Origin of the sequence: Paenibacillus barengoltzii G22 (assembly GCF_000403375.2) — a bacterium.
GTDB lineage: Bacteria > Bacillota > Bacilli > Paenibacillales > Paenibacillaceae > Fontibacillus > Fontibacillus barengoltzii.
The window spans coordinates 394,844-417,005 of record NZ_KE159655.1; the positions used below are offsets into that span (position 1 = coordinate 394,844).

Annotated in this window: 21 protein-coding genes; 9 read left to right on the plus strand and 12 right to left on the minus strand. The window is 54.9% G+C overall.

Annotation, left to right across the window (positions count from 1 at the left end; translation table 11 throughout):
- Window positions 1-39: 39 nt before the first annotated feature.
- The 4 genes from C812_RS19555 to C812_RS19570 form a co-directional block, all read right to left on the minus strand.
- A complete protein-coding gene (locus C812_RS19555) occupies window positions 40-957 on the minus strand; it encodes a carbohydrate ABC transporter permease (RefSeq protein WP_016314374.1) in 918 nt (305 codons plus the stop codon).
- Window positions 958-1,059: 102 nt separating this feature from the next.
- Window positions 1,060-2,166: a sensor histidine kinase gene (locus C812_RS19560; RefSeq protein ID WP_016314375.1), complete on the minus strand. Its 1,107-nt coding sequence runs from the start codon at window positions 2,164-2,166 to the stop codon at window positions 1,060-1,062.
- Window positions 2,159-2,860 carry a response regulator transcription factor gene (locus C812_RS19565; RefSeq protein ID WP_016314376.1) on the minus strand — a complete coding sequence of 234 codons (702 nt, stop codon included), beginning with the start codon at window positions 2,858-2,860 and terminating at the stop codon, window positions 2,159-2,161. Before C812_RS19565 ends, C812_RS19560 begins: the two co-directional genes overlap by 8 nt.
- A gap of 42 nt (window positions 2,861-2,902) precedes the next feature.
- Window positions 2,903-3,274 (minus strand): winged helix-turn-helix transcriptional regulator, encoded by a 372-nt coding sequence (locus C812_RS19570; RefSeq protein WP_016314377.1) that lies wholly within the window; start codon window positions 3,272-3,274, stop codon window positions 2,903-2,905.
- Window positions 3,275-3,469: 195 nt separating this feature from the next.
- Between C812_RS19570 and C812_RS19575 the strand changes: the two genes are divergently transcribed.
- Both C812_RS19575 and C812_RS19580 read left to right on the plus strand, forming a co-directional pair.
- Window positions 3,470-4,684, plus strand: a complete 1,215-nt coding sequence (locus tag C812_RS19575) for an MFS transporter (protein ID WP_016314378.1) — start codon at window positions 3,470-3,472, stop codon at window positions 4,682-4,684.
- 56 nt (window positions 4,685-4,740) lie between these two features.
- Window positions 4,741-5,583, plus strand: coding sequence for an aldo/keto reductase (locus C812_RS19580; RefSeq protein ID WP_016314379.1), 843 nt, complete (start codon window positions 4,741-4,743; stop codon window positions 5,581-5,583).
- Between the two features lie 58 nt (window positions 5,584-5,641).
- Here the strand turns inward: C812_RS19580 and C812_RS19585 are convergent, their stop codons facing one another.
- The 4 genes from C812_RS19585 to C812_RS19600 form a co-directional block, all read right to left on the minus strand.
- Window positions 5,642-6,148: a hypothetical protein gene (locus C812_RS19585; RefSeq protein WP_016314380.1), complete on the minus strand. Its 507-nt coding sequence runs from the start codon at window positions 6,146-6,148 to the stop codon at window positions 5,642-5,644.
- 100 nt (window positions 6,149-6,248) lie between these two features.
- On the minus strand, window positions 6,249-7,205 hold the full coding sequence (locus C812_RS19590) for a DMT family transporter (protein WP_016314381.1): 957 nt from the start codon (window positions 7,203-7,205) through the stop codon (window positions 6,249-6,251).
- Between the two features lie 470 nt (window positions 7,206-7,675).
- Window positions 7,676-8,554 carry an N-carbamoylputrescine amidase gene (gene aguB / locus C812_RS19595; RefSeq protein ID WP_016314382.1) on the minus strand — a complete coding sequence of 293 codons (879 nt, stop codon included), beginning with the start codon at window positions 8,552-8,554 and terminating at the stop codon, window positions 7,676-7,678.
- A gap of 29 nt (window positions 8,555-8,583) precedes the next feature.
- Window positions 8,584-9,627 (minus strand): agmatine deiminase family protein, encoded by a 1,044-nt coding sequence (locus C812_RS19600; RefSeq protein ID WP_016314383.1) that lies wholly within the window; start codon window positions 9,625-9,627, stop codon window positions 8,584-8,586.
- Between the two features lie 426 nt (window positions 9,628-10,053).
- Between C812_RS19600 and C812_RS19605 the strand changes: the two genes are divergently transcribed.
- Window positions 10,054-10,623: a hypothetical protein gene (locus C812_RS19605; RefSeq protein WP_016314384.1), complete on the plus strand. Its 570-nt coding sequence runs from the start codon at window positions 10,054-10,056 to the stop codon at window positions 10,621-10,623.
- Window positions 10,624-10,631: 8 nt separating this feature from the next.
- Here C812_RS19605 and pcp read toward each other — a convergent pair whose 3' ends face one another.
- Window positions 10,632-11,240 carry a pyroglutamyl-peptidase I gene (gene pcp / locus C812_RS19610; RefSeq protein WP_016314385.1) on the minus strand — a complete coding sequence of 203 codons (609 nt, stop codon included), beginning with the start codon at window positions 11,238-11,240 and terminating at the stop codon, window positions 10,632-10,634.
- A 79-nt stretch (window positions 11,241-11,319) separates the two neighbouring features.
- On the opposite strand from pcp, the gene C812_RS22985 reads away from it, so the two are divergent.
- The 4 genes from C812_RS22985 to C812_RS19625 all read left to right on the plus strand — a co-directional run bounded on the left by C812_RS22985 (window position 11,320) and on the right by C812_RS19625 (window position 14,833).
- Window positions 11,320-11,454, plus strand: coding sequence for a hypothetical protein (locus C812_RS22985; RefSeq protein WP_258956166.1), 135 nt, complete (start codon window positions 11,320-11,322; stop codon window positions 11,452-11,454).
- A gap of 95 nt (window positions 11,455-11,549) precedes the next feature.
- Window positions 11,550-12,842 (plus strand): serine--tRNA ligase, encoded by a 1,293-nt coding sequence (gene serS / locus C812_RS19615; RefSeq protein WP_016314386.1) that lies wholly within the window; start codon window positions 11,550-11,552, stop codon window positions 12,840-12,842.
- Between the two features lie 76 nt (window positions 12,843-12,918).
- Window positions 12,919-14,031, plus strand: coding sequence for a C40 family peptidase (locus C812_RS19620; protein ID WP_016314387.1), 1,113 nt, complete (start codon window positions 12,919-12,921; stop codon window positions 14,029-14,031).
- A 151-nt stretch (window positions 14,032-14,182) separates the two neighbouring features.
- Window positions 14,183-14,833, plus strand: a complete 651-nt coding sequence (locus C812_RS19625) for a guanylate kinase (protein ID WP_016314388.1) — start codon at window positions 14,183-14,185, stop codon at window positions 14,831-14,833.
- Window positions 14,834-15,169: 336 nt separating this feature from the next.
- Here C812_RS19625 and C812_RS19630 read toward each other — a convergent pair whose 3' ends face one another.
- Entirely contained in the window at window positions 15,170-16,231 is a 1,062-nt protein-coding gene (locus C812_RS19630) for an LLM class flavin-dependent oxidoreductase (RefSeq protein ID WP_016314389.1), read from the minus strand.
- A 523-nt stretch (window positions 16,232-16,754) separates the two neighbouring features.
- On the opposite strand from C812_RS19630, the gene C812_RS19640 reads away from it, so the two are divergent.
- A protein-coding gene (locus C812_RS19640; RefSeq protein WP_248931314.1) for an IS3 family transposase occupies window positions 16,755-17,905 on the plus strand; the annotation gives its coding sequence in 2 pieces (ribosomal slippage) (window positions 16,755-17,010 and window positions 17,010-17,905; 1,152 coding nt in all).
- 395 nt (window positions 17,906-18,300) lie between these two features.
- Here the strand turns inward: C812_RS19640 and C812_RS19645 are convergent.
- Window positions 18,301-19,449: a glycerate kinase gene (locus C812_RS19645; RefSeq protein WP_016314390.1), complete on the minus strand. Its 1,149-nt coding sequence runs from the start codon at window positions 19,447-19,449 to the stop codon at window positions 18,301-18,303.
- Window positions 19,450-19,463: 14 nt separating this feature from the next.
- Window positions 19,464-20,483, minus strand: coding sequence for an SDR family oxidoreductase (locus tag C812_RS19650; protein ID WP_036626018.1), 1,020 nt, complete (start codon window positions 20,481-20,483; stop codon window positions 19,464-19,466).
- A gap of 262 nt (window positions 20,484-20,745) precedes the next feature.
- Between C812_RS19650 and C812_RS19655 the strand changes: the two genes are divergently transcribed.
- On the plus strand, window positions 20,746-22,140 hold the full coding sequence (locus tag C812_RS19655; protein ID WP_016314392.1) for an MATE family efflux transporter: 1,395 nt from the start codon (window positions 20,746-20,748) through the stop codon (window positions 22,138-22,140).
- Window positions 22,141-22,162: the final 22 nt, after the last annotated feature.

Genomic DNA, 22,162 nt, shown 5'->3' on the forward strand with positions numbered 1-22,162 from the left:
CCCTCCTCTCTATGTGCTATATCCTCACGTTCTGTCTTACTATTCCATGAATTGCCGGTATCGGCGTTCCAACCCAAACAATCCGAGGACAATCGCAAGGATCGCGCAGACCATCAGTACTGCAGCAGCCGTCAGCTTCTGGATATCCATCGTTGCAAACATGTTGTTCATGTAATGCTGAAGCATATAAATGCTGTCATGCGGATAATCACCCGCCAGCAAATACGTCTCCCGGAAAACCTTAAATGAATTGATAATCGACATGATCACTACGAAGAACGTGGTCGTCGTTAAGTAGACGAGCGTGATTCCAAAAAACTGACGAACCGGTCCAGCCCCTTCAACCTGTGCCGTCTCGTAGTAGTCCCGAGGAATTTGCTGCAAACCCGCCAAGAACAAAATGACGTTGTAGCCGAGGTTCTTCCACAAATACACCATGAGGACAACGTAGCGGGCGGCATCGGTCTTCATCCAATCCACGCGCTGGATGCCGAAATGGCCAAGCAGGTAGTTTAATGCTCCGTTCCAATCAAACACCATCTGCCAAATGAGAATTACCGACGCCACCGGCACAACCAGAGGAAGCACATAAGCGGTGCGCAGCCACTTCCGCAGGTAAACATGCCGGTTCAGGAGCAGGGCCACCCCCAGCGATAATCCCAACAGCAGCGGGACACCCAACGCACTGAAATACAGCGTGTTGACTGCGGCCTTGCGAAACGAAGCGCTGTCCAGCAGGTCGCGGTAATTCGCCAAGCCTACAAAGCTTCCGCCAGAGGTGCCGCTCTGAAAGGAGTAAAATAAACTCATGCCAAACGGAATCAAATAAAAGAGCGCGAACCCTGCTACGCTTGGTGCCAGAAACAACCCCGCCGTTGCCGCATCGCTGCGCCCCCACCTAGCGAATCCCGATAGAGCTTGGCTTATGGGCGCACGCCAAAAACCCCACTTTCTCATTTCCCAATCCTCCTGCCGTTCTTGCTCTTTCAGCTTAAGGCGGATTGATAAAATCAAAAGTGGGGTAAAACTAAAATTTTCCTTAAGTTTTGTTCGATTCACTTATCTAAGCTTCGGCAACCGCACCTCAAACTCCGTGCGAATCAGATCGCTTTGCACCGAGATGGTGCCTTCGTGTTGCTCTACGATATTTTTGGCGATAAACAGGCCGAGTCCGGTGCTGCCTTCCTGATGCGTACGCGCTCGATCACCGGTGAAGAACATATCAAACAAATGGGGCAGCTCGTCCGGCGGGATGGAATCGCCATAGTTGGTCACCCGCACGACTGCCTCATCCCCGTCCATCCTCCCTTCGACGTCGACGTATTCCCCGTCTTTACCGTAACGAACGGCATTGGACAACAAGTTCTCAAAGACGCGGGCCAGCAGGTCGCCGTCACCGGAGATCATCAGCTGCGGTTCGGTGTTGAGGCGAACGGTCAGCTCATTTTTTTCAAATACAGGGTACATCTCTTCAGTTAATTGACTCAGCAACTCACTTAAATCCAGCGGCTGGCGGTGGATGTTCAGCTTGCCGTAATTCATTCGCGTCACTTCGAATAACTCGTCGATCAGCTTCTCCAGACGCTGTGATTTCGTGTAGGCAATCGTGGTGTAATGCTTCATCTGATCGGCAGTCAGGTCTTTCCCCTGCAAAATGAAATCGAGATAGCCAATCACTGAGGTTAGCGGGGTTCGGAGATCATGGGCCAGGTTCAGCACAAGCTGCTCCTTGCTGTTCTCGGCAAAATCGCCCCGTTCCACCGCCTGCTGCAGCTTCTCGCTGGCCAAATTGATGTCCCGCGCAATCTCTCCGAACTCATCCCCGGAAGGAATATGAACCCGATGGGTGAAGTCTCCTCCCGCCAGCTGATTGATTCCCCGGGAAATCTCCCGGAAATACGCGACATAACGTCGAGTTAACAAGTAGAAGTATAAGAACGAGAGCGGGATAAAAATCAGCAAAAACACGTTGATGTCACCGATCTGGCGCATCATTAGCCGCACGTTATACAATGGGTCTTCACGCAGCAGGGTATGATAATACTCGCGCAGCGCTAAATAAATGAGAAAGGTTGTCCCTGCGGACAATATCATGCTCAGTCCAAATAATCGGATCATTTGGAAGCGAAAACTGCGAAATTTCGGTTTGTCCGTATGGTTATCCATTGAATGTATACCCTACTCCCCAGACGGTTTTGATCAGCTTGTTCTTGTGCCGGTCTTCCCCCAGCTTCTTACGCAAGCTTCGGATATGCACCATAACCGTATTTCCGCCTTCATAATAAGCCTCCCCCCAGACCTTCTCGAAAATATGCTCTGAGCTGAACACCTTCTTCGGATGGCTGGCCAGCAGGACTAAGATATCAAACTCTTTGGGCGTCAGCTCCACCGGCTCGCCGTAGAGGAACACGGTCCGGTGCTCGGGGTGAATCACAAGCCCTCCGGCCTCCAACACGGTCTCATTCGGAGGCGCAGCTACCGACGGGTTCAGGTGGATAAAGCGGCGCAGTTGGGCATTCACCCGGGCCACCAGCTCCATCGGGTTAAACGGCTTGGTCATATAATCGTCCGCCCCACGTACCAGGCCGGTGATTTTATCCAAATCGGTTGCCTTCGCACTTAAAAAAATGATCGGCAAATGGTGCTTCTCCCGAATTTGCCGAGTCACCTCATAGCCATCAATCTTCGGCATCATTATATCCAAGATTGCAAGATCCACGGATTGCGTCTGAATCACATCCAGCGCCTCCTGCCCGTTGGAAGCTTTGATGCAGCGGTATCCTTCCCGGGCCAGATGCAGCTCGATCAAGTCGGCGATTTCCGGCTCATCGTCCGCAATCAATACCGTGATAGGTTTCATCGATCATCGCTCCTTTTCATGCACAGCATAACCGAAGAGACCTTACGATTTCAAATGTTCATTCAGCACGTTCTCTTCCAGAACATCATAGCTGCCATACACCTTGCGGATATGCTGCTCTCCCCAGGAGCACAGCGCATCCAAGATTCCTCGCAAGCTCTCCCCGTATTCACTTAACTCATATTCGACCCGAGGCGGGACCTCCTGGTAAACGATCCGGCGAATGACGCCGTCGGCCTCCAGCTCGCGCAGCTGTTGGGTCAACATTTTCTGGGTGATGTCGGGCATCAGACGTTTTAATTCACTGGTCCGTTTCCGGCCGTGCGTTAAGTGGCACAGGATCACGCATTTCCACTTCCCGCCGATCACCTCCAGCGTCGCTTCTACCGAAATATTGTATTTTTTCTCTTTCATTAAGATGGCTCCCTCTTTTCATAGGCACTGAAAAGTACCTACATTACTTTTCGGTTCCTATATCACTTCAAAGTGCGTACTTCTCAAAAACTACCCTATCTCCCATAATAGCATTTGTCGCTCGATTCTGCATCATTCCCCGGCAGATCAGCGGCGACCTTCAAACCATCATCTTTTTGGGAGGTAGATTGGCTCATGAATCATCAAAGAAGCACCTTGGCGCTGCTCGCCTTGGCCATTAGTGCCTTCGCTATCGGGACTACCGAATTTATCAGCGTCGGTCTGCTGCCTTTGATCGCCGAAGACCTGCATATTTCCACGACGACTGCAGGACTGACGGTTTCCTTATATGCGTTAGGCGTCACTTTTGGAGCGCCGGTACTCACGTCGCTAACTGCAAGAATGTCACGTAAAACGCTGCTGCTATGGATCATGGTTGTCTTCATGATCGGCAATGCCTTGGCTGCGGCTGCAACCAGTATCGCCATACTGCTCGTGGCAAGGGTGATCTCGGCTTTTTCCCACGGCGTGTTTATGTCGATCGGTTCAACGATCGCCGCTGACTTAGTGCCGGAACACCGGCGGGCCAGCGCGATTTCCATCATGTTCACCGGCTTGACTGTGGCGACGGTCACCGGCGTGCCGCTTGGCACCTTCATTGGTCAGCAGCTCGGCTGGCGCGCCGCTTTTATCCTGATCGTCATCGTGGGGCTCATTGGCTTTATCTCCAACAGCCTGCTGGTGCCAGCAGGCCTGCGGAAAGGAGTGCGAACGGCATTCCGCGACCAGGTGAAATTGGTGACGAACGGACGGTTGTTGCTGTTGTTCCTGATCACGGCCCTTGGGTATGGCGGCACCTTTGTCGTGTATACCTACTTATCGCCGATCCTTCTTGAAATTACAGGCTTTAAGGAAAGTGCGGTTGCCGTAATTTTGCTGATCTACGGTATCGCGATTGCTATCGGCAACATGGTGGGCGGCAAGCTGTCCAATCGTCAGCCGGTTCGCGCCTTGTTCTATATGTTTATCGTACAGGCGCTGATCCTGCTGGCCCTGCTGTTCACAGCTCCGTTTAAAATCGCCGGCTTAGTGACCATCTTCCTCATGGGCCTGCTGGCCTTCATGAACGTGCCGGGGCTCCAAGTCTATGTCGTGATGCTGGCGGAGCGGTTTGTTCCGTCCGCCGTCGACGTGGCCTCTGCGATCAACATCGCAGCCTTTAACGCCGGGATTGCCTTGGGCTCGTACCTAGGCGGGGTTGTCACCGACTCTTTGGGTCTGATCCATACTTCGTGGATCGGCGCTCTGATGGTCGCAGCTGCTGTACTTCTTACCGGCTGGAGCCGCGCTTTAGAAAGAAAAGACCGGCAAAATACGGTCATTTCACAACCATCGTTTCAGCATAACTAATGATCTTTTTTCATCACCAAATTGAACTTCAGAAATAAATAGGAGGCTATTTTGATATGATCACCAATTTGCAAGATACCACTACTCTGCACAACGGAGTGAAGATGCCTTGGTTGGGCCTGGGCGTATTTAAAGTTGAGGAAGGACAGGAACTGGTAGACGCAGTCAAGTTCGCCATTACCCATGGCTACCGCAGCATCGATACCGCAGCAATCTACGCGAATGAAACGGGCGTTGGACAAGGTATCCGTGAAGGCTTGCATGAAGCCGGCATCCCGCGTGAAGCCCTGTTTGTCACTTCCAAGGTGTGGAACGCTGACCTCGGCTATGAAGAGACGCTCGCTGCTTATGAAACCAGTCTGCAGAAGCTGGGACTCAACTATTTGGATCTGTACCTGATCCACTGGCCTGTTGCCGGCAAATATAAAGAAGCTTGGCGAGCGCTGGAGACGCTCTATAAAGCTGGAAAGGTTAAAGCGATTGGCGTCAGCAACTTCCAAGTTCACCATCTGCAGGACTTGATGGAAGATGCCGAAATTGTACCGATGGTCAACCAGGTTGAATACCATCCCCGCCTGACACAACAGGAAGTTCAAGCCTTCTGCCGCGAGCACAACATCCAAATGGAGGCATGGTCCCCGCTCATGCAAGGGCAGCTGCTGGATCATCCAGTGTTACAAGAGCTTGCTCGCAAATATGGAAAATCGGTTGCCCAAATCATCCTGCGCTGGGATTTGCAGAACGGCGTAGTGACGATTCCGAAATCAACCAAGCCGCATCGGATTACCGAGAACGCCGACGTATTTAATTTCACGTTGACGGATGAGGATATGGCACGGATCAGCGCGCTTAACGAGAACCTTCGCGTGGGTCCGGACCCTGACAATTTTGATTTCTAAGCCTACCAAAAAAGAGCAGATACCGTGGATCCGCTGGATCCTTCGGTTCTGCTCTTTATTAGCTGTTGGGACCAATTTCGATGAAATGATGTTCGGTCTCATAGGTGAGGTCCTTGTACTTCCCATCCTCCTTGATCGAAAATTCCGCTACCGCATAAATTTCATAGGTTCCGATTCGATCAATCCGAGTCTCGAAAAACTCGTTAATATCCGTTTCTCCCCTCATACTGCGAACCACCGCACTATCGACCTGGGTGATCGTGTTCACCCGGTTGCCCAAGCTGTCCACGATCAGGTAATGGAACACCCGCGGGCGACTCATCAGTTCATATCGGGTCTTGGACAAATTATGCAAGCTGGCAATCAGCGTAAATTTCTCATCGATTCCGGCACGCTTCGGAACGGACAACTCTACAGTAAAAGGACCTTCCACATCCTGCACTGAATCTTGGGGTACTGTAGGTCTCAGCTTAGTGATCGCTTTGTCAACCGGATCGAAGGTCCCGCATCCGGCAAGCAGAAGCGCGAGCAGCATCACGGTCAGACCTAGCGCGTATTTCCTCAATTCGTATCACCTCAAAAATATAAGACGGCATCCCTCCTGTGATGTTGCAGAAGGACGTGCCTAAATCATAAAAAAGGGTACCCTAAGGGCGCCCCTTAAATCAAGGCTGATTGGCCGAGGCGGCCGCTGCATCCGAGTCGGAGACCACTGGCAGCTCCTGGCGTTTGTCCACCCGCCCCGCACTGCCCGAGCCGCTTCGGTTCGCCAAGTATACCCCGCCGAGGATGAACACCAGTCCAGCCAGGAGACGCCAGCTCACCGGCTCATTCAGCAGCGTGAATCCCCAAATAATCGCGCTGGCCGGAACGAGATAAGTGACGGTGGTGGCGAATTGCGGGGAACCCTTTTGGATCATAAAATAGAACAAAATATACGCCACCCCCGAGCCAAACACGCCCAGTCCAACGACTGCGCCAAGCGTAGGGAGCTTCGCCAACGGAGCCAGCGAATCCCGCTCGGCGATCAATGCCATCAGGCCGCTGCCGACCATCGCGCTGATCAAGGTGCCGAAGGTCACCTGATACATCGACAGCCCGCCGGACAGCCGCTTCGACAGGTGTGAGCCGACGGCATAACTCAACGTAGCCCCCAGCATGCAGGCGAACCCAAGCAGGTCCACCGAAGCAAGCGAGGTTGGGCTGACACCTACCAGCACGAGCAAGCCGAGGAAGGCGATCCCCATCCCCGCCCATTGCATGCGATTCGTGGCAACGCGGAAGAATAGGACGCCCACCACCAGCGTCCAAAGCGGAGTCGTGGCGTTAAGCACCGACGCCAGGCTGCTCGTCAGCCGCGTCTCGCTGAAGCCGATCAACGCCCACGGAATCGCCGTGTTGATCAGCGCCATGATGATCATCGCCAGCCAAGGTATCGAGCGGAACCCAAACGGCTTGCGCAAGATGAGCATCACTCCGGTAATCGTCGCCAGCCCGAAGGCGGAACGCAGGAACGCTACGGTCCAGGGGCCGAAGTCAGGCAGCAGGATTTTGATGAAGAAAAACGAACCGCCCCAAATTAAACTAAGCAAGATTAAAGCAAAATACAGCGTACGTCCCACTCTTATCCCTTCTTTCTCGGGTCACTTGGTCATATCTAATAACGTAACCCGGATCTCTGAAACCTGATTTATCATGATCCTGATTGTATCACGGCGATGCCTCGATGTTCATCGAAGTATGCCGAAAAAGCTGTTGCAGAATCAGGTGTTGGGCTGGTTGTTCCCAACCGGGGTGACCACCCATGTTCTGCTGACCGCGGCCCTGCGCAATCCAACCATACGGCTTCGTTATCTGAGGGCCCGCGAGGTGCTTGAGGCATATGGGCATCGCGAAGTCTATAGCGGACAACGTGCTGCGCTATTTGCCCCGCCTCATGACCGTTGCCCGTTCCATCGTGGAAGCCAACCCCGATATCCAGCCCGGCTCGGCTTATCTCTAGCATGCCGAACCTTCCACATCCGCACAAAGCCCCCAATCACAAAGCGCTGTGCAATTGGGGGCTATTTCATCTAGTGTTGTTTATGCAATTTTAGTCGATGCGAAGCTCACCGTCATAAGAGGTGATAATTTTGTAGAGGTCCGGCCGGCGGTCACGGAAGATCCCCCACTCAATACGCTGGATTTCCAGCTGATCGAGGTCGAATTCCGCCACCAGCACCGTTTCCTCCGTCCGGTTGGCTTCGGCAATTTTATTGCCCTGCGGTCCGGCGATGAAGGACGAGCCGTAGAACGTGATGCTCGAATCTTCGTCGGATTCCAAGCCAACGCGGTTCGAGGCGATCACCGGCACCAGATTGGAAGCCGCATGTCCAAGCATGCACATCTGCCAATGATCTTTGGAGTCGATCGAACTGTCTTGCGGCTCCGAACCGATCGCCGTTGGATAGAACAGCAGCTCGGCGCCCATCAGCGCCATGCAGCGGGCTGCTTCCGGATACCACTGATCCCAGCAAACGCCCACGCCGATTTTGGCATAACGCGTCTTCCACACTTTAAACCCGGTGTCCCCCGGATTAAAATAAAACTTCTCCTCATACCCCGGACCATCCGGGATATGACTTTTGCGATAGAGGCCCAACACTTCGCCGTCCGCATCAATCACCGCCAGCGAGTTGTAGCGGGCGTTATTTTTTTTCTCATAGAAGCTGATCGGCAGCACCACTTCCAGCTCCTTCGCGACCTTGCGAAAATGCTGAATCGCAGCATTCTGCTCCAGCTCGGTAGCATAGACGTAGTAGTCGGACTTTTCCTTTTGGCAAAAATAAGGCGTTTCAAACAGCTCCTGCAACAAAATAATTTGTGCCCCTTGCCGAGCCGCTTCCCGAACCAGTCGATCCGCCTTGGCGATATTTTCTTCTTTATTGGATGAACAGCTCATTTGTGTCGCTGCGACTTTTACCATTCTCATGTTGTTGGTCGAACCTCCTTCATTCTCGTTTAGACGCGTCTTGCCGCCATTTGCTGGGTGGTGCAGTGGACGTTGCCGCCTTCGCGGATGATCGCCATCCCGTCAACGGTGCGGATCTTGCGATCCGGGAAGGTCTCGCTCAGCACTTGAATGGCTTTGCGGTCGGTTTCCTCCGCAGCGCCGCCAAAGATCGGCAAGATGATGCCGCCATTGACGAAATAGAAATTCAAATAGCTCAGCGTCAAGCGGCTATCCTCATAAAAGGCCTTCGGCGGCTGCGGGATCGGGATGATCTCCAGCTTACGGCCTTGGGCGTCCGTTGCGGCGCTGAGAATCGCGATATTTTCCTGGGTGATGGCATAGTTCTCATCGCTTGGATCGTCGCAGACCTGCAAAATCACCTTCCCTGGTGCAGCAAAGCAAGCCACGTTGTCGATATGACCGTCCGTTTCGTCCCCGTCCAGGCCGCGTTTCAGCCAGATAATTTGGTCGACGTTGACGTAGTTTTTCACAGCTGCCTCGATTTCTTCCCGGCTAAGCTGCGGATTCCGATTCTCGTTGAGCAAGCACTCCTCGGTCGTCAGCAACGTACCTTCCCCGTCCGTATGGATGGAGCCGCCCTCCAGCACCAACGGGGCGTCAAACCGCTTGACGTTCAGAGCTTCCAAAATTTGCGGTGCCACCGCATCGTCCAGATCCCACGGCGAATATTTGCCGCCCCATGCGTTAAAACGCCAGTTGACCCCGGCCAGTTCACCTTCCGGATTCACCAGAAACGTCGGGCCGTTGTCGCGCAGCCAGGCATCGTTATGCTCGATCGGCAGAAAAGCGATACGCTCTATGTTCGGATCCTGCGCAAAGCGGGCTTGCACCTTAGACAGATCGTCCGGATTCACCACCACGGTAATTGGTTCGAACTCGGCGATCGCTGTAATAAATTCGGCATATCCGTCGCATACCTCGGCATACCGGTCCGGATAAACCATCGATGCCTGCACCGGCCAGGAGATGAAAGTACGTTCATGCGGCGCCCATTCGGCCGGCATTCTATAGTTCAAATCTTTTGGATACATCGTTTCCTCCACTACCAAAGAATTTATCGTTTCAAGCTAGATCCGGGGCCATCCACATCGCGGCTTCTCCACAAGTCCTCATGGATGCTTCTTCTCATGCTCTAACGCAGAGGAGAAACGCTATTGGACGTTTTTTCGCCATGTTCAATTTCTAACGATGTTGTGGATCGCGATTTGCATCAAACCGCTTGAGAACCCAATTTACCATGATATCATATAACAAATTTTCCGCGCCTACAAATGGAAGTGCTCCCCGAAAAAACAATGCCTGTTTTTCGGCAATACCGCCTAGTCGTCCCCCTATAATACGGGCTTTCATCAATACATTAACAAGGCTAATGAATCAGCCTGATTTTCGCCTCCCCGTGGCTTCGCCCTTGCCGATCTCCGAACTTGGCATAAGGTAGTCTAAAAGGAGAGGGTTCCATGTCATCTCGCAAGGACCAATTAATGGTCATCCTGAAAAAAGGCAAGCAACGTTTGATTGCCAAAACGCCCCTTCCAGGGGTGAGTCGGGTGATCGTCGTCGTGAACCGCCAGTACACCAACGCGCCGAGCACGACGCAGATCGCCAGCGGCGCAGGTCATAGCAGCGCCGCTGGCAGCAACGCGGCCATCCGTTCGCCGTATGTGCGGCAGCAGCAGAGCGTTGGCGCAGGCGGCAAAGCGTTTAATAAGGACGGCAAGAGCGGTTTGATGGGAGGGCGGTGGAGCAACAGAAGCCACCGCGATACGCGCGGCTTGCTCCAACGCGGCAAGGAGGTCGTGATCGTAGTGAACGACCAGGTGATGAAGCTGCCCCGCGGTCAGCAAACTGCAGGCGCTACGCAAGTGGCCAGCGGCGGCGGACGGTATGGCACGGGGGGCACCAACTCTGCCATCAGCAGCCCCGGGACACGTCAGCAGCACGCCGTTGGCGGCGGCAGCGGCAGCGTCGCTGCGAACAAGTACGGCCGCCGTCGCCATAAGAAACACAATCATAAACGCAGACGCTGATTTCAACGTTATTCTCCCAGGACCTCGATCGCCCGCTCCAAGCCGGTGACCAACTGGTCCAGCGTCATGCTGGGGGCGCCGGGGTGTCGCTCTGCCTGTTCCGGCAGATAAGGCACATGGATGAACCCGCCGCGAATCGGCTTGCCAGTAACGGCTAGGTGGTGCATCAACCCGTAAAAAAGGTGGTTGCACACAAAGGTCCCGGCCGAAAGCGATATCGACGCGGGGATGCCTTCATCCCGCAGGCGGTCGACCATGCGTTTGACCGGCTGCGTGGTCCAATAAGCCGCCGGGCCTTCCGGCACAACCGGCTCGTCTACCGGCTGGTTGCCGGCGTTATCGGCGATATTGGCGTCGTTTAAGTTGACGGCGACCCGCTCGAACGAGATTCCTTCGCGGCCGCCGGCTTGTCCCAACGCGATCACCACCTCGGGTTCGTGTTGCTGGACGGCGGCGAGCAGGCGCTCGGTGGATTGTCCGAACACCGTCGGCAGCTCCAACCCGACAATCTCAAAGGAGCCGATCACCCGGCCCTGCAGCCGGCGCATCGCTTCAACCGCCGGATTGATCGGTTCCCCGCCAAAGGGTTCAAAGCCGGTAAGCAATAATTTTTTCATGGGATCATCCCCTCCCTCTTGATAACTGTTGGTCGCTTACGTTATACTGCTAATCAAATCAAATCTCGGAATCATGCCTATGAAGAGCATCCAACTCGGAGGCGTTTTCGTCAAGGGGATCATCGTATTAAATGCATACACCATTCCCCCTAAGCTAACCGGGTCCGCCCGTTATCGCGGACGAAAGGGGATTGAACCGGACCTGCCGGTTTGATCAATTTGGGTGGCACCGCGAGTCGATAAGCGCTCCTCGTCCCAATGGACGAAGGGCGCTTTTTGTATTTCTATCGAAAAAGGAGCGGATCACCCATGTTAGACATCAAATGGATTCGGGAGCATCAAGAACAAGTTCAAACCGTGGCGGAGGAAAAGGGCATCGCGTTGTCGGTTCCCGAGCTTTTGCGCTGGGATGACCAACGCCGGGCGTTGCTGCAGGAGACGGAACGGTTACGCCAGGAGCGCAACCGACTGACACCTCAGATTGAGGCACTGATTCGGGAGCAAGGGCCGGAGGCGGCTGACGCGTTGAAAAACGAGGTCAAGCAGTTGAATCGGCGGCTGAATGGGTTGGAGAAAGAGCGGGATGAAGCCGAACAAGAGTATCGACGCTTGATGTTGCTCGTCCCCAACCCCGTCTCGCCCGACACGCCAAAAGGTCGGTCGGATCTCGATAATGTGGAAGTGAAGCGGGTCGGCGAACCTCCAACATTTGAATTTACACCGCGGGATCACGTCGCTTTAGGCGAGCTCCACCGGATGATTGACATCCCGCGCGGAGTCAAAACGGCAGGCACGCGCAATTACTATCTGAGCGGCGCGGGCGTCTTGCTCCACCGGGCGGTACAGCAGCTGGCGATGGATCTCCTCGCCGCGAAGGGCTTCACCCTGCTGGAGGTTCCGCTAATGGTGCGCGCGGAAGCGCTCGTGAATACCGGATTCTTCCCGCTGGGTGCGGATCAGACGTACCGGATGGCCGAAGACGATCGCTGGCTGGTTGGCACCGCCGAGGTCCCACTTGTCGCGTATTACGACCGCGAGATTGTCGACCTCCCCCAGCCGATCAAGCTGGCAGCGGCCTCGTTATGCTTCCGCAGCGAAGTCGGCTCGGCCGGGCGAGATGTGCATGGCTTATACCGCGTGCACCAGTTCTCGAAGGTCGAGCAAGTGGTGCTCTGCGAGAACAGTCTGGAGCTGTCGGAGCAGCTGTTTCAGGAAATCACCCAGAACGCCGAGGAATTGCTTCAGCTGCTGGAGCTGCCTTACCGGGTGATGGCAGTATGTACCGGCGACATGTCGCAAAAGACGTATAAGCAATACGACATCGAAACGTGGATGCCCAGCCGCAGCGCTTACGGGGAGACCCATTCGTCGTCGCAGCTGTTGGACTTTCAAGCCCGGCGTTCGAACATCCGCTTTAAGGACCGAGATGGCAAGCTGCAATTCTGCTACACGTTGAATAACACCATGGTAGCCTCGCCGCGAATCCTGATCCCCCTGCTGGAAAATCATCAGGAAGAAGACGGCAGCATCCGGATTCCACAGGCGCTGCGCAAATATATGAACGGACTCAAACGCCTGACCCCATCGAACTTGAAGGAATAGGTAACATTTTCCACACAACCATTTAGCTTGGGTTTCGTCCAACTATATAAACCATCCAGAAACTAGGTGATTTATGATGACGAAACCATTCAATACAGGTTCACGCAAACTCAGCTGGCTGCTGGCGGCCTCCCTCGTGCTGACCGCCCAAGCGGGAACTGGGGGCGCGGAGGCTGCGGGCAGCACGGCTTCAGAAGCCTTAACCGCCGGGACTGCTCTCTCGGCAAGCCAAACCGCCTCCGCCAGCGGTATCACCATTGAACTCGACGGGCGGCCGCTGCAGACAGAAGTGGCGCCCGTCCTGATGAATGGCAGTGTTCTGCTGCCGATTCGCGACGTTTTTGAAGCGCTGGGGGCCAAGCTGACTTGGGACAACAGCAGCAAGACCGTCACAGCCACGCGAGACCAGATGACCTTGGTTTATCGCATCGGCGACCCTACGGCACAGCTGAACGGCCAAACCTTAACACTGCCGGTCCCCGGGCAGATTACAGACGGTTATGCATTGGTCCCCCTGCGGTTCGTCAGTGAAGCGCTCGGCAGCGAGGTGGCTTGGGACGGGGAGAGCCGTAGGGTGCGGATCACTTCGAAATTTACATACGAAACCACCGTCACCTGGGGCGTCAATCTGCGCAGTGCACCTGATGTGAGCAGCGCGACGGTCAGTGAGGAACTGCTTCCTGCCGGCAGCAAGCTGCATGTCGTGCGTGAGGCAAGTGCGCTCTGGCTGGAGGTACGCACTCCCGATGGCCGCTCCGGTTATGTATCCGCCAAGCCGAAATACACCAATTATCGCAGCGATACTTTGGCGGACAAGCAGGCTGACGAGTTGATCGCCTACGGCAAAACGTTTGAAGGCACACCCTACGAGTTTGGGGCGTCCCCTGACCAGACGAAGACGTTTGACTGTTCTTCTTTTGTGAAAAGGGTGTATGAGGATGTTCTCTCAATCGAACTGCCGCGGGTTTCTTACAACCAAGCCAAGGAGGGCACGGAAGTCAGTCTGGACGAGCTCCGTAAAGGGGATCTGCTGTTCTTCAGCGCGCGCGGGCTGGACATCGGCCACGTTGCCATCTACATCGGGGACAATCAAATTTTGCACACCTACTCGAAAGAGAAGGGCGTCCATATTGAGGCGTTTAACGGCCAATGGACCAAGCGGTTTGTGACCGCGCGGCGATTGTTCTAGGCGCTTGCCAGTTCCTATTCGAGTACATTCAGTTTTCCTCTGAATTTGCCGACATAATAAGTATAGATGTTGGCGAAGGAGGTGAATCCGTGCGGTTTTGCCGGCGACGTTCAAACGGATTGATAAAGCCGGAAAAAGTGCATGGGACGCAATGTGGAAATGGCTCAAAGGCTTGAAAGCAACTCCCGATCCTGCCCGCAGTGAAACCGCTGCGACAAGCCAGGCGGATGCGCTCCTGACGGATGACCTTCCCCCGCAACCCAAGGTCATCATCATTACCGGTACCAGCGGCTCCGGCCGCAAGAGCATCGCCAAGCAGCTAAGCGCTGATCTGGGCCTTCCTTATGTGCTGCCTTATACAACCCGTGCTATACGTGCGGGAGAACGGGACGGCGAGCACTACCGTTTTATTACGGAGGCCGACTTTCAGGCGATGCTGAGTAGGCAGGAATTCAGCGAAAGCGTCCGCCTGGAGCGAGGCAGCTACGGCATTGCGGAGCGCGATCTGAACGAAGCGCTGGAACAGTATGGTGCAGCGGTCGTCGTCGTGAATCATGAAGGCATGCAGACGCTGCGGAAACGATTTGGTCCGCAGGCGATTCGGATCTTCCTCTACGTGACGAAGGAGGACATCCGGCTGCGTGAGGAACGCGAAGGGGCGCCCGCCGAGGTCGTTGAGGAGTATTTACGGAACTACTCCGAGCAGGTGATTTACAAGAAGGAATCCGACTATTTGCTGCAAAACCTCGATCCCGCCGAGACGCTGGCGAAGATTAAGGCTTTTTTGCAGGACAAAATCTAAATGAAAACGGGTTGTCCCGGCCGAAATCGGCTGGGCGGCCCCTTTTTTATGCATGGAACCGAGTTGGGCGGATGCCCCAAATTAAAATAAACGGACACCTATGTGAGGCTAGAACAACTAAGCCGGTACTCCCCGTACCGGCACGTCCTCTTGGGCACTCGGGGACCATCTTGTCCTAGGCATCGGGTTAAGCGACCAAGCCGCAGAAAACCTGCAACGCTACCCAGAATGCCTAATCAATCTCCCCTCACACCTCCGCAACGGAACGACCTGCCCAGCCAGCGGAGCGCCGAGGCCGAAGTCATGGAGGAAGTTGTAGAGAAGCGGGCTTCAATGTCACTGAAGATCCCCGCCCTCAGCCTCCCAGCGCGCAACCTCCTCACGGACGCGTGGCGCAACCTCCGTGCCAAGAAGCTCGATGGCCCGCATCACATCTTCATGCGGCATGGTGCCAAGCGGGCAATGCAGGAAGAAGCGGGTGATACCAACATTTTTGCGCAAGTAGATAATCTTATTGGCCACAGTTTCCGGGTCGCCCACGTACAGCGCACCTTCCAGGCTGCGGGCCGCATCGTAGGTGGCCCGGCTGTAATGGCCCCAACCACGTTCGCGCCCGATGATGTTCATCACCGCCTGCGTCGAAGGGAAGAACTTCTCTACAGCCACATCATTCCGATCGGCGACAAAGCCGTGCGAATGGGAAGCCACGGTAAGCTTCGAGACATCATGCCCGGCTTGGGCGGCAGCACGCTTGTAAATCTTCACGAGCGGCGCAAATTGAGTTGGCCGTCCGCCAATGATCGCCAGCACCAGCGGCAAGCCTAACACACCGGCGCGAATGACGGATTCGGTATTACCGCCGCTGCCGATCCAGACCGGAAGCGGATTTTGCACAGGACGCGGATAGACGCCTAGATTGTGGATCGCCGGACGGTGCTTGCCTTGCCAGGTGACTTTTTCCGACTCGCGCAGCTTAAGAAGCAGATCCAGCTTCTCTTCAAACAACTCCTCGTAATCGTTCAAATCGTAACCGAACAGTGGGAACGACTCAATAAAAGAACCCCGCCCGGCCATAATCTCCGCACGCCCGTTTGAGAGGCCGTCCAACGTCGCGAAGTCCTGGAACACGCGGACCGGATCATCGGAAGACAGCACGGTGACGGCGCTTGTCAACCGGATACGCTTCGTCTGCGGAGCAGCTGCTGCTAAAACCACCGCAGGCGAGGACGCCGCATAATCCTGGCGGTGATGCTCCCCAACGCCAAACACGTCCAATCCGACTTTGTCGGCCAGGACGATCTCCTCTACAACCTCGCGCAGCCGCTGCGCATGACTAATCGTTTCACCCGTGACCACATCCGGCGTCGTCTCCACAAACGTGCTGATCCCGATTTCCATACTCCGTTCCTCCGCTTCGTCTTCGTTAATTAACTATATTTTTGTATTTTACTATACTTTTCTCATTAGAGCAAAATAAAAACTACTCATCTCGTCCACTAACTGTCTGAGCTGATTTGCATGAGCCTTTGGGGAAACTTGGGGGATATCCCTTCAAACACCTCTTTGTATGATTTTCCCTTTTGCTCCTCCTTTACACTATTATCCCTTTCATTCAGAAGTGGGTAATGAACTTTTCCCTAGCCTGATGCAAAGGGATAATCGTCAAGAGGTGTGAATCGTAGTAGTCCCCCTTGACCTAGAAATATAAAAAGAGAGAAATGTTGTAGGTTGGTCATACAACATTCCTCCCCTTTTAGCCAACGTAGGACCGGCAGTATGAAGGCGCTCCCCGTACCCTTTGCACCATTATCCCTTTCACTCAGAAGCGGAAGACGAATCCCCACATGCTGCTAGACTAAAAAGTAGACATGGAGAACCGAGAATCGGGTAAAATGAATCTATCCAAATTCGAGGTGCTACCATGACGAAAAAATACGATAAAGAATTTAAACTGCAAACGATTCAGATGATCCAGGAAGAAGGGAAAGCGGTGGCGCAGGTCGCCCGCGAACTGGGGATCAGCGACAACACCCTGTATCGTTGGATGGCGGAATACAAGAAAGACGGCGCACAGGCCTTTCCAGGCAGTGGGCAACTGAAAGCCGACGATAAAGCAATGAGAGATCTTCAGAAACGCCTTCGTGATCTGGAAGAGGAGAACGACATCTTAAAAAAGGCGATGCACTACTTCGCCAAAGACCGGCGCTGATCTATGCCTTCATCCACGATCATCGCTTCAAGTGCCGAGTCTCGAAGATGTGCGAAGCCTTTGAAGTATCCCGAAGCGGCTATTACAAATGGACCCAGCGAAAAGCCAGCAAACGTGAAAAGCGACGTCGCAAGCTGGAGCGGCGGATCCGTCGTATCTTTCTAGAATCCCGTCGATTATATGGAAGCCCCAAAGTAGCAAAAGAACTGCACAAGCAGGGCATACGAGTGTCCGAGAAAACAGTCGCTCGGATCATGAAGGAGCTGGGTTTACGTTCTCGCACGGTGAAGAAATACAAGGCCACAACCAACTCGAAGCACAACCTGCCTGTCCAAGAGAACGTGTTGAACCGCGAGTTTAATCCGTCCGCTCCAAACAAGGCCTGGGTGGCTGATATTACGTATATCCCGACCGATGAGGGGTGGCTATACCTGGCAAGCATCATGGACCTGTACAGTCGTAAAATCGTTGGATTTCACATGGATGAGCGAATGACGAAAGAACTCGTGTTAACGGCGCTGGACCGCGCCCACAGCCAGCAGCGACCGTGCGAAGAGGTTCTGCATCATTCGGATCGCGGCAGCCAGTACGCTTCTCATGACTACCAGGCGCGGCTGCGCACCTACAAGATGAAAGGCAGTATGAGCCGCAAAGGGAACTGCTACGATAATGCGTGTATTGAATCGTTCCACAGTGTGCTTAAGAAAGAACTTGTCTACTTGGAGAAGTTCAAAACACGCAAGCAAGCCAAGAAACGCATTTTTGAATATATTACCTGCTTCTACAATGGAAAACGAATCCATTCCGCGATTGGGTATTCTACGCCCAATGAGTGCGAACGTATGTACCGATCTGCCGCATAATTTTCTCGATTCTTTGTGTCTACTCTATTGACAGAGGTACAACATCTCCTGATGCAACGGGATAATGGTTAAAAAGGAGTAGAGCGCATAGGTACTCTCATCCGAGGATATCCTTTTCGAGCTGCTTTTCACCATTATCCCTTTCATTCAGAAGCGGGAGGCGAATCCCTCCATTCCCTGATGCAACGGGATAATGGTTACAAAGGAGTAGAGCACATAGGTACCCTCATCCGAGGATATCCTTTTCGCGCTGCTTTACACCATTATCCCTTTCGCTCAGAAGCGGAAGATGGATTCCTCCATCTCCTGATGCAACGGGATAATCATCAAAAAGAGCGTGGCCGCATGTGTCCCCCAGGAGCGACGTGATGCCCCAGCGCACGCAATACTACCCATCAGCTAAGCCGCAGCAGGCGGCCGATGTTCTCGCAGGTGCGCTGCACGTTGCGCGGCCCGTCGGCGAGCAGCTGCGGCAGGGCGGCCGCGCCGGGGGTGATGCCGAAGATCGCGTCGATCCCTTCGGCGTAGAGCGCGTCCGCGCCGTCGCCGATCGTCCCGGCGATCGCGATCACGCGCTTGCCGGCGGCCTTGGCGATTCGGGCGACATCGTAGGGCACCTTCCCAAACTTCGTTTGGAAGTCGATGCCGCCCTCGCCGGTGAACACTACGTCCGCCGCCGCCACCCTCTCCCGCAGGCCGGTAAAGTCGAGCACGATCTCGACGCCCCTGCGCATTTCGGCCTGCGTAAAGAGCAACAGCCCGGCGCCCAACCCGCCGGCTGCCCCAGCGCCCGGGACGTTACGAACGTCCCGGCCCAGCTGCCGCCGCGCCACCTCCGCGTAATGCGCGAGCGCGGCGTCCAGCTGCTCCGCCATTGCGGCGGTGGCGCCCTTCTGCGGCCCGAACACCCGGGACGCGCCACGCTCGCCGCAGAGCGGGTTGTCGACGTCGCAGGCGACGATCAGGTGCGCCTGCTGCAAGCGGGGATCCAGCGCGGACACGTCGATCCGCGCCAGATCCCCGAGGCGGCCGCCGCCGCGCGCCAACGGCCGGCCCGCCGCGTCCAGGAGGCGCGCGCCCAGCGCCTCGGCCATGCCGGCGCCGCCGTCGTTGGTCGCGCTGCCGCCCAGGCCGACGATGATCCGGCGCACGCCTTGATCCAGGCAGGCGCGGATCAGCTCGCCGGTGCCATACGTCGTGGTCTGCAGCGGGTTGCGCCGATCTGGCGGCACCAGGTGGAGCCCGCTGGCCGAGGCCATCTCAATGGCCGCCGTCTCCCCGTCGCCCAGCAGGCCGTACTCCGCCAGAACCGGCTCTCCCAGCGGACCCGTCACCTCCAGCGAGCACAGCCTGCCGCCGGTGGCATCGACCAAAGCTTGGACGGTCCCTTCCCCGCCGTCGGCCATCGGCACGTGGACGTAATGCGCATCGGGGAACGCTTGGCGCAGCCCTTTTTCCATGGCCTCACACACTTCCTTGGCGGTCATGCTCTCTTTAAACGAATCCGGCGCCAACACGAACGTAGGTTGACGTACGTTAGTCACTGGTGGTCCCTCGCCTATTCCTTCATGAACTTCGCAGCTGCTTCCATCGCCCCGACCACGCGGTCGCACCAGGCGTCGAATTCAGGATCAGCCACTTGCAGCTCTGGGTGCGCCAGAATATGCTCCACCGTCTGCCGGATCCCTTGATCTACCCGAACGGTAGCCGTAAAGCCGGGTACAAGCCGTTTCAGCTTGCTATTGTCAAAAACGACCGTATTGGCCTTGTCACCCAGCAGTCCGCCGCGGAAGTCGTACGGGCCGTTCTCCGCCAAAAATTCAGAAGCGACATGCACGGCATTCAGCTTAACACCCAGCGCATCCGCAATAATTTCGTAAATTTGGTTCCAGGTCACGCTTTCGTCGGAGGTAATATGCACGGACTCTCCAATCGCATGAATGTTACCCATTAGTCCAATAAAGCCCTTGGCAAAATCACTGTTATGCGTTAACGTCCACAGCGACGAGCCGTCCCCATGAATTAAGACGGGCTTGTTCAACAGCATCCGTTGGGCCACTTGCCAGGATCCCTTGTTACCATGGACACCTAGCGGGATCGAGCGCTCATCATAAGTGTGGCTTGGCCGTACGATGGTGATGGGGAAGCCGTTCTCGCGGTACTCCTTCATCAAATATTCCTCGCAGGCAATTTTGTTGCGAGAGTAGGCCCAATATGGATTGGACAGCGGCGTCCCTTCGGTAATTCTGTAATCCGACAAAGGAGTTTGATACGCCGAAGCCGAACTAATGAAGATAAACTGCTTCGTTTTCCCGGCAAACAAGCGCACATCGCGTTCCAGCTGCGCCGGTTCAAACGCGATGAAATCCGCTACTACATCAAAGGTATACCCTTCAAGCTTCTTCGCCACCTCAGCTTCCTGATGAATATCAGCCTCAATGACATGTACACCCGGCGGCAAATCCTTATTCCGCGTCCCCCGGTTCAGCAGATACAGTTCCCAGGAGCTGTCCTCCGCCAATTGTCGGGTAATCGCCGAGCTGATTGTTCCCGTACCTCCAATAAATAGCGCTTTCAAAATAATCCCCTCCCAAGTCAAATTCACCCAATCCCCTTCATCGTACCACCTTGAACCGCAATTTCCAAATGTCCCCGGTCTTCCCCATCCCTCGCTAGATAGATTGCCGAAATACATTGACACGGCTCCGTCAAAAATGATATCTTCAACCCTGCCCGCGATAACCGGGTTAGTTACTTGGTTGCTTTAGCTTCATTTCGAATTATCCGATAATAAGATTCATAGGTTGGATTGATCTACCCATTATAAAGAAAAGAATGTGATGACGTTGAAGCCCCTATTTGCCCGTCTGCAAAATAACGCCTTCCTCGAAAAGCATCTGTCCGGCGAGTCCATGGATTATCGACAGATCTTTGCCTTGTATCTGCCGATTCTGATCGATCAGGCTTTTATCGTTGGCCTGAATCTGGTCAATACCGCCATGATCAGCTCGTCCGGCGTAGCCGCAGTCAGCGCGGTCAACATCGTGGACTCGCTGAATATCTTCCTGATCAGCGTGTTTGTTGCTGTCGCGACCGGGGGTACCGTGGTGGTCGCCCAATACAAAGGCAGCCGCAACGACCGTAACGTCTCCCGCGCCTCTGCAGCAACGGTTACTGCGGTGACCCTGCTCGCCGTTGGCATTGGGCTGCTGCTCATCGGCTTTCACAATCCGCTGCTCAAGCTGCTGTTCGGCGCTGCATCGGCCGATGTATTAGACAATGCTCGCGTCTATCTGATCGGCAGCAGCATCTCCTACGTCGGGCTGGCCGTGGTTCAAGCCGTCTGCTCCGCACTTCGGGGCATCGGCAAAACTCGGGCGTCCCTTTCCCTATCCTTGATCATGAATCTGATGTACGTCCTTTTGAACCTCTTGTTGATTACGCTGCTGGACATGGGCGTCCTCGGAATGACGCTGGCGATCAATATCGCCCGGTTCGCCGGCGCGGCCTGTGCGCTATATTATTTGTTCAAAATGGAAGCCTCTCTTCACCTGCATCTCAGTGACCTGTTCCGCTTCCCGATTGAGATGCTGCGTAAAATTCTATTCATCGGCATCCCGTTCGCAGCCGAGCAGCTGTTCTTTAACGGCGGCAAGCTGCTGACCCAAGTGTTTATTGTCAGCCTGGGGACTTACGCGATTGCAACCAATGCCATTGGCGGCTCTCTGGCCGGGGTGTTCCAGATTCCCGCCGGCGCGCTCTCACTGACGATTGTCACCGTCGTTGGTCAATGTATCGGCAGCGGCAACGTAAGTGATGCGCGGAAGTTCATTAAGTCCTTCCTCTGGCTGGGGTCCGGGTCGCTGGCCTTAATTAGCTTGATTTTGCTGCCGCTGTTCCGACCGCTTGTGAGCATCTTCTCGCCGCCGTCTGATATCGTAAACGATATCTTCCTCGTGCTCCTGGTGAGCTCCATCGCCCAGGTTCCGCTCTGGTCGATCAGCTTCATTCTGCCATCTGCCTTGCGGGCGGCAGGTGATTCGCGCTTCACCTCGATCACCTCGATGCTGACGATGTGGTTATTCCGGGTCATTCTCGGCTATGTGCTTGGCATCACGCTGGGCTTCGGCATCCTCGGAGTTTGGGTGGCCATGTGCAGCGAATGGGGGGTACGCGGGGCCATCTTCCTCTGGCGCTTCCGCGGGAAGAAGTGGTACGCACATAAACTCATCTAAATGTCCAGCCACATCTCAAAAA